General features: G+C 51.4%; 1 protein-coding gene (only partly in view). It reads left to right on the top strand.

The window, feature by feature from the left end; all coding sequences use genetic code 11:
• Positions 1-19,048: the 5' portion of an Ig-like domain-containing protein gene (locus Q0A08_RS00865; protein WP_438464273.1), read on the top strand. The gene runs 9,059 nt beyond the window's last position; the window shows 19,048 of its 28,107 coding nt (coding positions 1-19,048); the start codon lies at positions 1-3; its stop codon lies off the right edge, out of view.

Raw genomic sequence — 19,048 nt, forward strand, 5'->3', positions numbered from 1 at the left:
ATGAGTGACGGACAAGTAACTTTTGCAACATTAGGAAAAGCTGTTGGCTTTGTTTTGCAAATTGATGGTGGTGTACGAGCCCAATCAATTGACGGTCAAGAGCGACCGTTAAAAGTTGGAGACCCCGTTTTCTATGGTGAAACTGTTGTCTCAGCAGGTTCAGGTAGTGCTGTTATTGAGTTTATTGATGGCAATCATATTGTTATTGGTAATAAGTCGATAGTTGAACTTACCGATGAAGTTTTTACTGAAAAAGAAAGTGAAGAGTTAGTTGCTGAAGCAGCAGCAGAGGCTGAAGCATTAAGGGAAGCTATTATAGCTGGCCTCGATCCTACCCAAATACAAGAAGCACCTGCCGCAGGTGAAACATCGTCTGAGCAAGGTATTGCAACTGATGTTGATGTTACCCGTGATAACACTTTTAGCTTACCTGAATACGGTTATGATACTGACAATGCCTTCCCAGAAGATGAAGGTACTACTCGTGAAATAGAAGCCAATGCAGACCAAACCGCTGATGACGGTGGTGACCTTGCAGTTGGTGTAGGTGGTGCGAATGTTGGTTTTGTTAATGCCATAGAAGCATCGAGTGTTTCAGGTACACTCACAGGTGTGGATGCGGATGTTGTTGCTATTACTGTTACTTATTCTGACGGTACTAATCAAATTGCAGTAGCTGCAACTCAGGCCGGTGGTGTGTGGAGTACGGGCGCGACAGATATTAGCAGTCTTACTGATGGTACGATTAATGTTACTGCTGTGGTAACTGATGCAACAGGTAATGTCGCCACAGTTGGTGATACTTTTACTTTAGATACTGTTGCTTTTACAGGAACTGTAATAGTTGATGCAGTAACAGCTGATGATGTTATTAATGCGACAGAGGCATCTGGCACCATATCAGTAACAGGTACAGCGACAGGTGGCGATATATCATCTGGCGATACAGTTACTTTGGTTATCAATGGTACAACTTATACAACAATCGTTGCTGGTGATAATACATGGGCTGTTGATGTTGCTGGTAGTGACCTAGCTGCTGATACTGCATTTGATGCTGTTGTTAGTTCAAGTGATGCTGCTGGCAATACGGTTTCTTCAACAGGGTCTTCCACTCATACCCTCGATAGTTCAGCTCTACAAGTTAATTTAGACATAGATCCAATAACCGATGACTCAATACTTAATGCGACAGAAGTTGCAGCAGATGTTGTTGTTACGGGTAATGTGACAGGTGATGCGTTTGATTCAGGTGTTGTTACGCTGACAGTTAATGGGACTAACTATACTGGAAGCCTTGTAAATGGTGCTTTTGCGATTAGTGTGCCTGGGTCTGTTTTATCGGTTGACTCGGATACAACCGTGGATGCCTCTGTTGTAGTTACTAACAGTATTGGCCAAGAAGGAACGGCAGATTCAACTGAGAAATACTTTGTAGATACTTCAGCCAGGGCGACAATTCGAGTTGATTCAATTACTTCTGATGACATTATTAATGCTTCTGAAAGCCAAAGTACTGTTTCAGTTACGGGTAGAGTTGGCTTTGATGCTCAAGCTGGTGACACTGTAACACTTGAAATTAATGGCACAACTTATACCACTACCGTTCAAGCGAACAAAACCTGGAGCGTTGATGTTGCTGGTAGTGATCTAGCGCAAGACAGTTCTTTTCAGGCAAGTGTTAGTGGCCAAGACTCATCTGGTAATAGTTACTCTGCTAGTACGACGTCAACTCACACGGTTGATACAGCAGCAACAGCAGGCACGGTCACTGTTAATGCGATCACTTCTGATGACGTGATCAACGCGAGCGAAGCGGCTGGCACAGTGTCCGTGACAGGTACAGCAACAGGTGGCGACATCGCTGAAAATGACGTCGTGACACTGGTTATCAACGGCGAGACTTACACAACAACAGTTGATGAAAACGGCGAATGGTCTGTTGACGTGGCAGGTAGCGACTTAGAAAACGACACAGCGTTCGACGCGGTTGTCTCTTCAAGCGATGCGGCTGGAAACACAGTAGACACAACGGGTTCTTCAACTCACACGGTTGATACAGCAGCAACAGCAGGCACGGTCACTGTTAATGCGATCACTTCTGATGACGTGATCAACGCGAGCGAAGCGGCTGGCACAGTGTCCGTGACAGGTACAGCAACAGGTGGCGACATCGCTGAAAATGACGTCGTGACACTGGTTATCAACGGCGAGACTTACACAACAACAGTTGATGAAAACGGCGAATGGTCTGTTGACGTGGCAGGTAGCGACTTAGAAAACGACACAGCGTTCGACGCGGTTGTCTCTTCAAGCGATGCGGCTGGAAACACAGTAGACACAACGGGTTCTTCAACTCACACGGTTGATACAGCAGCAACAGCAGGCACGGTCACTGTTAATGCGATCACTTCTGATGACGTGATCAACGCGAGCGAAGCGGCTGGCACAGTGTCCGTGACAGGTACAGCAACAGGTGGCGACATCGCTGAAAATGACGTCGTGACACTGGTTATCAACGGCGAGACTTACACAACAACAGTTGATGAAAACGGCGAATGGTCTGTTGACGTGGCAGGTAGCGACTTAGAAAACGACACAGCGTTCGACGCGGTTGTCTCTTCAAGCGATGCGGCTGGAAACACAGTAGACACAACGGGTTCTTCAACTCACACGGTTGATACAGCAGCAACAGCAGGCACGGTCACTGTTAATGCGATCACTTCTGATGACGTGATCAACGCGAGCGAAGCGGCTGGCACAGTGTCCGTGACAGGTACAGCAACAGGTGGCGACATCGCTGAAAATGACGTCGTGACACTGGTTATCAACGGCGAGACTTACACAACAACAGTTGATGAAAACGGCGAATGGTCTGTTGACGTGGCAGGTAGCGACTTAGAAAACGACACAGCGTTCGACGCGGTTGTCTCTTCAAGCGATGCGGCTGGAAACACAGTAGACACAACGGGTTCTTCAACTCACACGGTTGATACAGCAGCAACAGCAGGCACGGTCACTGTTAATGCGATCACTTCTGATGACGTGATCAACGCGAGCGAAGCGGCTGGCACAGTGTCCGTGACAGGTACAGCAACAGGTGGCGACATCGCTGAAAATGACGTCGTGACACTGGTTATCAACGGCGAGACTTACACAACAACAGTTGATGAAAACGGCGAATGGTCTGTTGACGTGGCAGGTAGCGACTTAGAAAACGACACAGCGTTCGACGCGGTTGTCTCTTCAAGCGATGCGGCTGGAAACACAGTAGACACAACGGGTTCTTCAACTCACACGGTTGATACAGCAGCAACAGCAGGCACGGTCACTGTTAATGCGATCACTTCTGATGACGTGATCAACGCGAGCGAAGCGGCTGGCACAGTGTCCGTGACAGGTACAGCAACAGGTGGCGACATCGCTGAAAATGACGTCGTGACACTGGTTATCAACGGCGAGACTTACACAACAACAGTTGATGAAAACGGCGAATGGTCTGTTGACGTGGCAGGTAGCGACTTAGAAAACGACACAGCGTTCGACGCGGTTGTCTCTTCAAGCGATGCGGCTGGAAACACAGTAGACACAACGGGTTCTTCAACTCACACGGTTGATACAGCAGCAACAGCAGGCACGGTCACTGTTAATGCGATCACTTCTGATGACGTGATCAACGCGAGCGAAGCGGCTGGCACAGTGTCCGTGACAGGTACAGCAACAGGTGGCGACATCGCTGAAAATGACGTCGTGACACTGGTTATCAACGGCGAGACTTACACAACAACAGTTGATGAAAACGGCGAATGGTCTGTTGACGTGGCAGGTAGCGACTTAGAAAACGACACAGCGTTCGACGCGGTTGTCTCTTCAAGCGATGCGGCTGGAAACACAGTAGACACAACGGGTTCTTCAACTCACACGGTTGATACAGCAGCAACAGCAGGCACGGTCACTGTTAATGCGATCACTTCTGATGACGTGATCAACGCGAGCGAAGCGGCTGGCACAGTGTCCGTGACAGGTACAGCAACAGGTGGCGACATCGCTGAAAATGACGTCGTGACACTGGTTATCAACGGCGAGACTTACACAACAACAGTTGATGAAAACGGCGAATGGTCTGTTGACGTGGCAGGTAGCGACTTAGAAAACGACACAGCGTTCGACGCGGTTGTCTCTTCAAGCGATGCGGCTGGAAACACAGTAGACACAACGGGTTCTTCAACTCACACGGTTGATACAGCAGCAACAGCAGGCACGGTCACTGTTAATGCGATCACTTCTGATGACGTGATCAACGCGAGCGAAGCGGCTGGCACAGTGTCCGTGACAGGTACAGCAACAGGTGGCGACATCGCTGAAAATGACGTCGTGACACTGGTTATCAACGGCGAGACTTACACAACAACAGTTGATGAAAACGGCGAATGGTCTGTTGACGTGGCAGGTAGCGACTTAGAAAACGACACAGCGTTCGACGCGGTTGTCTCTTCAAGCGATGCGGCTGGAAACACAGTAGACACAACGGGTTCTTCAACTCACACGGTTGATACAGCAGCAACAGCAGGCACGGTCACTGTTAATGCGATCACTTCTGATGACGTGATCAACGCGAGCGAAGCGGCTGGCACAGTGTCCGTGACAGGTACAGCAACAGGTGGCGACATCGCTGAAAATGACGTCGTGACACTGGTTATCAACGGCGAGACTTACACAACAACAGTTGATGAAAACGGCGAATGGTCTGTTGACGTGGCAGGTAGCGACTTAGAAAACGACACAGCGTTCGACGCGGTTGTCTCTTCAAGCGATGCGGCTGGAAACACAGTAGACACAACGGGTTCTTCAACTCACACGGTTGATACAGCAGCAACAGCAGGCACGGTCACTGTTAATGCGATCACTTCTGATGACGTGATCAACGCGAGCGAAGCGGCTGGCACAGTGTCCGTGACAGGTACAGCAACAGGTGGCGACATCGCTGAAAATGACGTCGTGACACTGGTTATCAACGGCGAGACTTACACAACAACAGTTGATGAAAACGGCGAATGGTCTGTTGACGTGGCAGGTAGCGACTTAGAAAACGACACAGCGTTCGACGCGGTTGTCTCTTCAAGCGATGCGGCTGGAAACACAGTAGACACAACGGGTTCTTCAACTCACACGGTTGATACAGCAGCAACAGCAGGCACGGTCACTGTTAATGCGATCACTTCTGATGACGTGATCAACGCGAGCGAAGCGGCTGGCACAGTGTCCGTGACAGGTACAGCAACAGGTGGCGACATCGCTGAAAATGACGTCGTGACACTGGTTATCAACGGCGAGACTTACACAACAACAGTTGATGAAAACGGCGAATGGTCTGTTGACGTGGCAGGTAGCGACTTAGAAAACGACACAGCGTTCGACGCGGTTGTCTCTTCAAGCGATGCGGCTGGAAACACAGTAGACACAACGGGTTCTTCAACTCACACGGTTGATACAGCAGCAACAGCAGGCACGGTCACTGTTAATGCGATCACTTCTGATGACGTGATCAACGCGAGCGAAGCGGCTGGCACAGTGTCCGTGACAGGTACAGCAACAGGTGGCGACATCGCTGAAAATGACGTCGTGACACTGGTTATCAACGGCGAGACTTACACAACAACAGTTGATGAAAACGGCGAATGGTCTGTTGACGTGGCAGGTAGCGACTTAGAAAACGACACAGCGTTCGACGCGGTTGTCTCTTCAAGCGATGCGGCTGGAAACACAGTAGACACAACGGGTTCTTCAACTCACACGGTTGATACAGCAGCAACAGCAGGCACGGTCACTGTTAATGCGATCACTTCTGATGACGTGATCAACGCGAGCGAAGCGGCTGGCACAGTGTCCGTGACAGGTACAGCAACAGGTGGCGACATCGCTGAAAATGACGTCGTGACACTGGTTATCAACGGCGAGACTTACACAACAACAGTTGATGAAAACGGCGAATGGTCTGTTGACGTGGCAGGTAGCGACTTAGAAAACGACACAGCGTTCGACGCGGTTGTCTCTTCAAGCGATGCGGCTGGAAACACAGTAGACACAACGGGTTCTTCAACTCACACGGTTGATACAGCAGCAACAGCAGGCACGGTCACTGTTAATGCGATCACTTCTGATGACGTGATCAACGCGAGCGAAGCGGCTGGCACAGTGTCCGTGACAGGTACAGCAACAGGTGGCGACATCGCTGAAAATGACGTCGTGACACTGGTTATCAACGGCGAGACTTACACAACAACAGTTGATGAAAACGGCGAATGGTCTGTTGACGTGGCAGGTAGCGACTTAGAAAACGACACAGCGTTCGACGCGGTTGTCTCTTCAAGCGATGCGGCTGGAAACACAGTAGACACAACGGGTTCTTCAACTCACACGGTTGATACAGCAGCAACAGCAGGCACGGTCACTGTTAATGCGATCACTTCTGATGACGTGATCAACGCGAGCGAAGCGGCTGGCACAGTGTCCGTGACAGGTACAGCAACAGGTGGCGACATCGCTGAAAATGACGTCGTGACACTGGTTATCAACGGCGAGACTTACACAACAACAGTTGATGAAAACGGCGAATGGTCTGTTGACGTGGCAGGTAGCGACTTAGAAAACGACACAGCGTTCGACGCGGTTGTCTCTTCAAGCGATGCGGCTGGAAACACAGTAGACACAACGGGTTCTTCAACTCACACGGTTGATACAGCAGCAACAGCAGGCACGGTCACTGTTAATGCGATCACTTCTGATGACGTGATCAACGCGAGCGAAGCGGCTGGCACAGTGTCCGTGACAGGTACAGCAACAGGTGGCGACATCGCTGAAAATGACGTCGTGACACTGGTTATCAACGGCGAGACTTACACAACAACAGTTGATGAAAACGGCGAATGGTCTGTTGACGTGGCAGGTAGCGACTTAGAAAACGACACAGCGTTCGACGCGGTTGTCTCTTCAAGCGATGCGGCTGGAAACACAGTAGACACAACGGGTTCTTCAACTCACACGGTTGATACAGCAGCAACAGCAGGCACGGTCACTGTTAATGCGATCACTTCTGATGACGTGATCAACGCGAGCGAAGCGGCTGGCACAGTGTCCGTGACAGGTACAGCAACAGGTGGCGACATCGCTGAAAATGACGTCGTGACACTGGTTATCAACGGCGAGACTTACACAACAACAGTTGATGAAAACGGCGAATGGTCTGTTGACGTGGCAGGTAGCGACTTAGAAAACGACACAGCGTTCGACGCGGTTGTCTCTTCAAGCGATGCGGCTGGAAACACAGTAGACACAACGGGTTCTTCAACTCACACGGTTGATACAGCAGCAACAGCAGGCACGGTCACTGTTAATGCGATCACTTCTGATGACGTGATCAACGCGAGCGAAGCGGCTGGCACAGTGTCCGTGACAGGTACAGCAACAGGTGGCGACATCGCTGAAAATGACGTCGTGACACTGGTTATCAACGGCGAGACTTACACAACAACAGTTGATGAAAACGGCGAATGGTCTGTTGACGTGGCAGGTAGCGACTTAGAAAACGACACAGCGTTCGACGCGGTTGTCTCTTCAAGCGATGCGGCTGGAAACACAGTAGACACAACGGGTTCTTCAACTCACACGGTTGATACAGCAGCAACAGCAGGCACGGTCACTGTTAATGCGATCACTTCTGATGACGTGATCAACGCGAGCGAAGCGGCTGGCACAGTGTCCGTGACAGGTACAGCAACAGGTGGCGACATCGCTGAAAATGACGTCGTGACACTGGTTATCAACGGCGAGACTTACACAACAACAGTTGATGAAAACGGCGAATGGTCTGTTGACGTGGCAGGTAGCGACTTAGAAAACGACACAGCGTTCGACGCGGTTGTCTCTTCAAGCGATGCGGCTGGAAACACAGTAGACACAACGGGTTCTTCAACTCACACGGTTGATACAGCAGCAACAGCAGGCACGGTCACTGTTAATGCGATCACTTCTGATGACGTGATCAACGCGAGCGAAGCGGCTGGCACAGTGTCCGTGACAGGTACAGCAACAGGTGGCGACATCGCTGAAAATGACGTCGTGACACTGGTTATCAACGGCGAGACTTACACAACAACAGTTGATGAAAACGGCGAATGGTCTGTTGACGTGGCAGGTAGCGACTTAGAAAACGACACAGCGTTCGACGCGGTTGTCTCTTCAAGCGATGCGGCTGGAAACACAGTAGACACAACGGGTTCTTCAACTCACACGGTTGATACAGCAGCAACAGCAGGCACGGTCACTGTTAATGCGATCACTTCTGATGACGTGATCAACGCGAGCGAAGCGGCTGGCACAGTGTCCGTGACAGGTACAGCAACAGGTGGCGACATCGCTGAAAATGACGTCGTGACACTGGTTATCAACGGCGAGACTTACACAACAACAGTTGATGAAAACGGCGAATGGTCTGTTGACGTGGCAGGTAGCGACTTAGAAAACGACACAGCGTTCGACGCGGTTGTCTCTTCAAGCGATGCGGCTGGAAACACAGTAGACACAACGGGTTCTTCAACTCACACGGTTGATACAGCAGCAACAGCAGGCACGGTCACTGTTAATGCGATCACTTCTGATGACGTGATCAACGCGAGCGAAGCGGCTGGCACAGTGTCCGTGACAGGTACAGCAACAGGTGGCGACATCGCTGAAAATGACGTCGTGACACTGGTTATCAACGGCGAGACTTACACAACAACAGTTGATGAAAACGGCGAATGGTCTGTTGACGTGGCAGGTAGCGACTTAGAAAACGACACAGCGTTCGACGCGGTTGTCTCTTCAAGCGATGCGGCTGGAAACACAGTAGACACAACGGGTTCTTCAACTCACACGGTTGATACAGCAGCAACAGCAGGCACGGTCACTGTTAATGCGATCACTTCTGATGACGTGATCAACGCGAGCGAAGCGGCTGGCACAGTGTCCGTGACAGGTACAGCAACAGGTGGCGACATCGCTGAAAATGACGTCGTGACACTGGTTATCAACGGCGAGACTTACACAACAACAGTTGATGAAAACGGCGAATGGTCTGTTGACGTGGCAGGTAGCGACTTAGAAAACGACACAGCGTTCGACGCGGTTGTCTCTTCAAGCGATGCGGCTGGAAACACAGTAGACACAACGGGTTCTTCAACTCACACGGTTGATACAGCAGCAACAGCAGGCACGGTCACTGTTAATGCGATCACTTCTGATGACGTGATCAACGCGAGCGAAGCGGCTGGCACAGTGTCCGTGACAGGTACAGCAACAGGTGGCGACATCGCTGAAAATGACGTCGTGACACTGGTTATCAACGGCGAGACTTACACAACAACAGTTGATGAAAACGGCGAATGGTCTGTTGACGTGGCAGGTAGCGACTTAGAAAACGACACAGCGTTCGACGCGGTTGTCTCTTCAAGCGATGCGGCTGGAAACACAGTAGACACAACGGGTTCTTCAACTCACACGGTTGATACAGCAGCAACAGCAGGCACGGTCACTGTTAATGCGATCACTTCTGATGACGTGATCAACGCGAGCGAAGCGGCTGGCACAGTGTCCGTGACAGGTACAGCAACAGGTGGCGACATCGCTGAAAATGACGTCGTGACACTGGTTATCAACGGCGAGACTTACACAACAACAGTTGATGAAAACGGCGAATGGTCTGTTGACGTGGCAGGTAGCGACTTAGAAAACGACACAGCGTTCGACGCGGTTGTCTCTTCAAGCGATGCGGCTGGAAACACAGTAGACACAACGGGTTCTTCAACTCACACGGTTGATACAGCAGCAACAGCAGGCACGGTCACTGTTAATGCGATCACTTCTGATGACGTGATCAACGCGAGCGAAGCGGCTGGCACAGTGTCCGTGACAGGTACAGCAACAGGTGGCGACATCGCTGAAAATGACGTCGTGACACTGGTTATCAACGGCGAGACTTACACAACAACAGTTGATGAAAACGGCGAATGGTCTGTTGACGTGGCAGGTAGCGACTTAGAAAACGACACAGCGTTCGACGCGGTTGTCTCTTCAAGCGATGCGGCTGGAAACACAGTAGACACAACGGGTTCTTCAACTCACACGGTTGATACAGCAGCAACAGCAGGCACGGTCACTGTTAATGCGATCACTTCTGATGACGTGATCAACGCGAGCGAAGCGGCTGGCACAGTGTCCGTGACAGGTACAGCAACAGGTGGCGACATCGCTGAAAATGACGTCGTGACACTGGTTATCAACGGCGAGACTTACACAACAACAGTTGATGAAAACGGCGAATGGTCTGTTGACGTGGCAGGTAGCGACTTAGAAAACGACACAGCGTTCGACGCGGTTGTCTCTTCAAGCGATGCGGCTGGAAACACAGTAGACACAACGGGTTCTTCAACTCACACGGTTGATACAGCAGCAACAGCAGGCACGGTCACTGTTAATGCGATCACTTCTGATGACGTGATCAACGCGAGCGAAGCGGCTGGCACAGTGTCCGTGACAGGTACAGCAACAGGTGGCGACATCGCTGAAAATGACGTCGTGACACTGGTTATCAACGGCGAGACTTACACAACAACAGTTGATGAAAACGGCGAATGGTCTGTTGACGTGGCAGGTAGCGACTTAGAAAACGACACAGCGTTCGACGCGGTTGTCTCTTCAAGCGATGCGGCTGGAAACACAGTAGACACAACGGGTTCTTCAACTCACACGGTTGATACAGCAGCAACAGCAGGCACGGTCACTGTTAATGCGATCACTTCTGATGACGTGATCAACGCGAGCGAAGCGGCTGGCACAGTGTCCGTGACAGGTACAGCAACAGGTGGCGACATCGCTGAAAATGACGTCGTGACACTGGTTATCAACGGCGAGACTTACACAACAACAGTTGATGAAAACGGCGAATGGTCTGTTGACGTGGCAGGTAGCGACTTAGAAAACGACACAGCGTTCGACGCGGTTGTCTCTTCAAGCGATGCGGCTGGAAACACAGTAGACACAACGGGTTCTTCAACTCACACGGTTGATACAGCAGCAACAGCAGGCACGGTCACTGTTAATGCGATCACTTCTGATGACGTGATCAACGCGAGCGAAGCGGCTGGCACAGTGTCCGTGACAGGTACAGCAACAGGTGGCGACATCGCTGAAAATGACGTCGTGACACTGGTTATCAACGGCGAGACTTACACAACAACAGTTGATGAAAACGGCGAATGGTCTGTTGACGTGGCAGGTAGCGACTTAGAAAACGACACAGCGTTCGACGCGGTTGTCTCTTCAAGCGATGCGGCTGGAAACACAGTAGACACAACGGGTTCTTCAACTCACACGGTTGATACAGCAGCAACAGCAGGCACGGTCACTGTTAATGCGATCACTTCTGATGACGTGATCAACGCGAGCGAAGCGGCTGGCACAGTGTCCGTGACAGGTACAGCAACAGGTGGCGACATCGCTGAAAATGACGTCGTGACACTGGTTATCAACGGCGAGACTTACACAACAACAGTTGATGAAAACGGCGAATGGTCTGTTGACGTGGCAGGTAGCGACTTAGAAAACGACACAGCGTTCGACGCGGTTGTCTCTTCAAGCGATGCGGCTGGAAACACAGTAGACACAACGGGTTCTTCAACTCACACGGTTGATACAGCAGCAACAGCAGGCACGGTCACTGTTAATGCGATCACTTCTGATGACGTGATCAACGCGAGCGAAGCGGCTGGCACAGTGTCCGTGACAGGTACAGCAACAGGTGGCGACATCGCTGAAAATGACGTCGTGACACTGGTTATCAACGGCGAGACTTACACAACAACAGTTGATGAAAACGGCGAATGGTCTGTTGACGTGGCAGGTAGCGACTTAGAAAACGACACAGCGTTCGACGCGGTTGTCTCTTCAAGCGATGCGGCTGGAAACACAGTAGACACAACGGGTTCTTCAACTCACACGGTTGATACAGCAGCAACAGCAGGCACGGTCACTGTTAATGCGATCACTTCTGATGACGTGATCAACGCGAGCGAAGCGGCTGGCACAGTGTCCGTGACAGGTACAGCAACAGGTGGCGACATCGCTGAAAATGACGTCGTGACACTGGTTATCAACGGCGAGACTTACACAACAACAGTTGATGAAAACGGCGAATGGTCTGTTGACGTGGCAGGTAGCGACTTAGAAAACGACACAGCGTTCGACGCGGTTGTCTCTTCAAGCGATGCGGCTGGAAACACAGTAGACACAACGGGTTCTTCAACTCACACGGTTGATACAGCAGCAACAGCAGGCACGGTCACTGTTAATGCGATCACTTCTGATGACGTGATCAACGCGAGCGAAGCGGCTGGCACAGTGTCCGTGACAGGTACAGCAACAGGTGGCGACATCGCTGAAAATGACGTCGTGACACTGGTTATCAACGGCGAGACTTACACAACAACAGTTGATGAAAACGGCGAATGGTCTGTTGACGTGGCAGGTAGCGACTTAGAAAACGACACAGCGTTCGACGCGGTTGTCTCTTCAAGCGATGCGGCTGGAAACACAGTAGACACAACGGGTTCTTCAACTCACACGGTTGATACAGCAGCAACAGCAGGCACGGTCACTGTTAATGCGATCACTTCTGATGACGTGATCAACGCGAGCGAAGCGGCTGGCACAGTGTCCGTGACAGGTACAGCAACAGGTGGCGACATCGCTGAAAATGACGTCGTGACACTGGTTATCAACGGCGAGACTTACACAACAACAGTTGATGAAAACGGCGAATGGTCTGTTGACGTGGCAGGTAGCGACTTAGAAAACGACACAGCGTTCGACGCGGTTGTCTCTTCAAGCGATGCGGCTGGAAACACAGTAGACACAACGGGTTCTTCAACTCACACGGTTGATACAGCAGCAACAGCAGGCACGGTCACTGTTAATGCGATCACTTCTGATGACGTGATCAACGCGAGCGAAGCGGCTGGCACAGTGTCCGTGACAGGTACAGCAACAGGTGGCGACATCGCTGAAAATGACGTCGTGACACTGGTTATCAACGGCGAGACTTACACAACAACAGTTGATGAAAACGGCGAATGGTCTGTTGACGTGGCAGGTAGCGACTTAGAAAACGACACAGCGTTCGACGCGGTTGTCTCTTCAAGCGATGCGGCTGGAAACACAGTAGACACAACGGGTTCTTCAACTCACACGGTTGATACAGCAGCAACAGCAGGCACGGTCACTGTTAATGCGATCACTTCTGATGACGTGATCAACGCGAGCGAAGCGGCTGGCACAGTGTCCGTGACAGGTACAGCAACAGGTGGCGACATCGCTGAAAATGACGTCGTGACACTGGTTATCAACGGCGAGACTTACACAACAACAGTTGATGAAAACGGCGAATGGTCTGTTGACGTGGCAGGTAGCGACTTAGAAAACGACACAGCGTTCGACGCGGTTGTCTCTTCAAGCGATGCGGCTGGAAACACAGTAGACACAACGGGTTCTTCAACTCACACGGTTGATACAGCAGCAACAGCAGGCACGGTCACTGTTAATGCGATCACTTCTGATGACGTGATCAACGCGAGCGAAGCGGCTGGCACAGTGTCCGTGACAGGTACAGCAACAGGTGGCGACATCGCTGAAAATGACGTCGTGACACTGGTTATCAACGGCGAGACTTACACAACAACAGTTGATGAAAACGGCGAATGGTCTGTTGACGTGGCAGGTAGCGACTTAGAAAACGACACAGCGTTCGACGCGGTTGTCTCTTCAAGCGATGCGGCTGGAAACACAGTAGACACAACGGGTTCTTCAACTCACACGGTTGATACAGCAGCAACAGCAGGCACGGTCACTGTTAATGCGATCACTTCTGATGACGTGATCAACGCGAGCGAAGCGGCTGGCACAGTGTCCGTGACAGGTACAGCAACAGGTGGCGACATCGCTGAAAATGACGTCGTGACACTGGTTATCAACGGCGAGACTTACACAACAACAGTTGATGAAAACGGCGAATGGTCTGTTGACGTGGCAGGTAGCGACTTAGAAAACGACACAGCGTTCGACGCGGTTGTCTCTTCAAGCGATGCGGCTGGAAACACAGTAGACACAACGGGTTCTTCAACTCACACGGTTGATACAGCAGCAACAGCAGGCACGGTCACTGTTAATGCGATCACTTCTGATGACGTGATCAACGCGAGCGAAGCGGCTGGCACAGTGTCCGTGACAGGTACAGCAACAGGTGGCGACATCGCTGAAAATGACGTCGTGACACTGGTTATCAACGGCGAGACTTACACAACAACAGTTGATGAAAACGGCGAATGGTCTGTTGACGTGGCAGGTAGCGACTTAGAAAACGACACAGCGTTCGACGCGGTTGTCTCTTCAAGCGATGCGGCTGGAAACACAGTAGACACAACGGGTTCTTCAACTCACACGGTTGATACAGCAGCAACAGCAGGCACGGTCACTGTTAATGCGATCACTTCTGATGACGTGATCAACGCGAGCGAAGCGGCTGGCACAGTGTCCGTGACAGGTACAGCAACAGGTGGCGACATCGCTGAAAATGACGTCGTGACACTGGTTATCAACGGCGAGACTTACACAACAACAGTTGATGAAAACGGCGAATGGTCTGTTGACGTGGCAGGTAGCGACTTAGAAAACGACACAGCGTTCGACGCGGTTGTCTCTTCAAGCGATGCGGCTGGAAACACAGTAGACACAACGGGTTCTTCAACTCACACGGTTGATACAGCAGCAACAGCAGGCACGGTCACTGTTAATGCGATCACTTCTGATGACGTGATCAACGCGAGCGAAGCGGCTGGCACAGTGTCCGTGACAGGTACAGCAACAGGTGGCGACATCGCTGAAAATGACGTCGTGACACTGGTTATCAACGGCGAGACTTACACAACAACAGTTGATGAAAACGGCGAATGGTCTGTTGACGTGGCAGGTAGCGACTTAGAAAACGACACAGCGTTCGACGCGGTTGTCTCTTCAAGCGATGCGGCTGGAAACACAGTAGACACAACGGGTTCTTCAACTCACACGGTTGATACAGCAGCAACAGCAGGCACGGTCACTGTTAATGCGATCACTTCTGATGACGTGATCAACGCGAGCGAAGCGGCTGGCACAGTGTCCGTGACAGGTACAGCAACAGGTGGCGACATCGCTGAAAATGACGTCGTGACACTGGTTATCAACGGCGAGACTTACACAACAACAGTTGATGAAAACGGCGAATGGTCTGTTGACGTGGCAGGTAGCGACTTAGAAAACGACACAGCGTTCGACGCGGTTGTCTCTTCAAGCGATGCGGCTGGAAACACAGTAGACACAACGGGTTCTTCAACTCACACGGTTGATACAGCAGCAACAGCAGGCACGGTCACTGTTAATGCGATCACTTCTGATGACGTGATCAACGCGAGCGAAGCGGCTGGCACAGTGTCCGTGACAGGTACAGCAACAGGTGGCGACATCGCTGAAAATGACGTCGTGACACTGGTTATCAACGGCGAGACTTACACAACAACAGTTGATGAAAACGGCGAATGGTCTGTTGACGTGGCAGGTAGCGACTTAGAAAACGACACAGCGTTCGACGCGGTTGTCTCTTCAAGCGATGCGGCTGGAAACACAGTAGACACAACGGGTTCTTCAACTCACACGGTTGATACAGCAGCAACAGCAGGCACGGTCACTGTTAATGCGATCACTTCTGATGACGTGATCAACGCGAGCGAAGCGGCTGGCACAGTGTCCGTGACAGGTACAGCAACAGGTGGCGACATCGCTGAAAATGACGTCGTGACACTGGTTATCAACGGCGAGACTTACACAACAACAGTTGATGAAAACGGCGAATGGTCTGTTGACGTGGCAGGTAGCGACTTAGAAAACGACACAGCGTTCGACGCGGTTGTCTCTTCAAGCGATGCGGCTGGAAACACAGTAGACACAACGGGTTCTTCAACTCACACGGTTGATACAGCAGCAACAGCAGGCACGGTCACTGTTAATGCGATCACTTCTGATGACGTGATCAACGCGAGCGAAGCGGCTGGCACAGTGTCCGTGACAGGTACAGCAACAGGTGGCGACATCGCTGAAAATGACGTCGTGACACTGGTTATCAACGGCGAGACTTACACAACAACAGTTGATGAAAACGGCGAATGGTCTGTTGACGTGGCAGGTAGCGACTTAGAAAACGACACAGCGTTCGACGCGGTTGTCTCTTCAAGCGATGCGGCTGGAAACACAGTAGACACAACGGGTTCTTCAACTCACACGGTTGATACAGCAGCAACAGCAGGCACGGTCACTGTTAATGCGATCACTTCTGATGACGTGATCAACGCGAGCGAAGCGGCTGGCACAGTGTCCGTGACAGGTACAGCAACAGGTGGCGACATCGCTGAAAATGACGTCGTGACACTGGTTATCAACGGCGAGACTTACACAACAACAGTTGATGAAAACGGCGAATGGTCTGTTGACGTGGCAGGTAGCGACTTAGAAAACGACACAGCGTTCGACGCGGTTGTCTCTTCAAGCGATGCGGCTGGAAACACAGTAGACACAACGGGTTCTTCAACTCACACGGTTGATACAGCAGCAACAGCAGGCACGGTCACTGTTAATGCGATCACTTCTGATGACGTGATCAACGCGAGCGAAGCGGCTGGCACAGTGTCCGTGACAGGTACAGCAACAGGTGGCGACATCGCTGAAAATGACGTCGTGACACTGGTTATCAACGGCGAGACTTACACAACAACAGTTGATGAAAACGGCGAATGGTCTGTTGACGTGGCAGGTAGCGACTTAGAAAACGACACAGCGTTCGACGCGGTTGTCTCTTCAAGCGATGCGGCTGGAAACACAGTAGACACAACGGGTTCTTCAACTCACACGGTTGATACAGCAGCAACAGCAGGCACGGTCACTGTTAATGCGATCACTTCTGATGACGTGATCAACGCGAGCGAAGCGGCTGGCACAGTGTCCGTGACAGGTACAGCAACAGGTGGCGACATCGCTGAAAATGACGTCGTGACACTGGTTATCAACGGCGAGACTTACACAACAACAGTTGATGAAAACGGCGAATGGTCTGTTGACGTGGCAGGTAGCGACTTAGAAAACGACACAGCGTTCGACGCGGTTGTCTCTTCAAGCGATGCGGCTGGAAACACAGTAGACACAACGGGTTCTTCAACTCACACGGTTGATACAGCAGCAACAGCAGGCACGGTCACTGTTAATGCGATCACTTCTGATGACGTGATCAACGCGAGCGAAGCGGCTGGCACAGTGTCCGTGACAGGTACAGCAACAGGTGGCGACATCGCTGAAAATGACGTCGTGACACTGGTTATCAACGGCGAGACTTACACAACAACAGTTGATGAAAACGGCGAATGGTCTGTTGACGTGGCAGGTAGCGACTTAGAAAACGACACAGCGTTCGACGCGGTTGTCTCTTCAAGCGATGCGGCTGGAAACACAGTAGACACAACGGGTTCTTCAACTCACACGGTTGATACAGCAGCAACAGCAGGCACGGTCACTGTTAATGCGATCACTTCTGATGACGTGATCAACGCGAGCGAAGCGGCTGGCACAGTGTCCGTGACAGGTACAGCAACAGGTGGCGACATCGCTGAAAATGACGTCGTGACACTGGTTATCAACGGCGAGACTTACACAACAACAGTTGATGAAAACGGCGAATGGTCTGTTGACGTGGCAGGTAGCGACTTAGAAAACGACACAGCGTTCGACGCGGTTGTCTCTTCAAGCGATGCGGCTGGAAACACAGTAGACACAACGGGTTCTTCAACTCACACGGTTGATACAGCAGCAACAGCAGGCACGGTCACTGTTAATGCGATCACTTCTGATGACGTGATCAACGCGAGCGAAGCGGCTGGCACAGTGTCCGTGACAGGTACAGCAACAGGTGGCGACATCGCTGAAAATGACGTCGTGACACTGGTTATCAACGGCGAGACTTACACAACAACAGTTGATGAAAACGGCGAATGGTCTGTTGACGTGGCAGGTAGCGACTTAGAAAACGACACAGCGTTCGACGCGGTTGTCTCTTCAAGCGATGCGGCTGGAAACACAGTAGACACAACGGGTTCTTCAACTCACACGGTTGATACAGCAGCAACAGCAGGCACGGTCACTGTTAATGCGATCACTTCTGATGACGTGATCAACGCGAGCGAAGCGGCTGGCACAGTGTCCGTGACAGGTACAGCAACAGGTGGCGACATCGCTGAAAATGACGTCGTGACACTGGTTATCAACGGCGAGACTTACACAACAACAGTTGATGAAAACGGCGAATGGTCTGTTGACGTGGCAGGTAGCGACTTAGAAAACGACACAGCGTTCGACGCGGTTGTCTCTTCAAGCGATGCGGCTGGAAACACAGTAGACACAACGGGTTCTTCAACTCACACGGTTGATACAGCAGCAACAGCAGGCACGGTCACTGTTAATGCGATCACTTCTGATGACGTGATCAACGCGAGCGAAGCGGCTGGCACAGTGTCCGTGACAGGTACAGCAACAGGTGGCGACATCGCTGAAAATGACGTCGTGACACTGGTTATCAACGGCGAGACTTACACAACAACAGTTGATGAAAACGGCGAATGGTCTGTTGACGTGGCAGGTAGCGACTTAGAAAACGACACAGCGTTCGACGCGGTTGTCTCTTCAAGCGATGCGGCTGGAAACACAGTAGACACAACGGGTTCTTCAACTCACACGGTTGATACAGCAGCAACAGCAGGCACGGTCACTGTTAATGCGATCACTTCTGATGACGTGATCAACGCGAGCGAAGCGGCTGGCACAGTGTCCGTGACAGGTACAGCAACAGGTGGCGACATCGCTGAAAATGACGTCGTGACACTGG

Origin of the sequence: Marinomonas sp. PE14-40 (genome assembly GCF_051623805.1) — a bacterium.
Taxonomy (GTDB): Bacteria; Pseudomonadota; Gammaproteobacteria; order Pseudomonadales; family Marinomonadaceae; genus Marinomonas.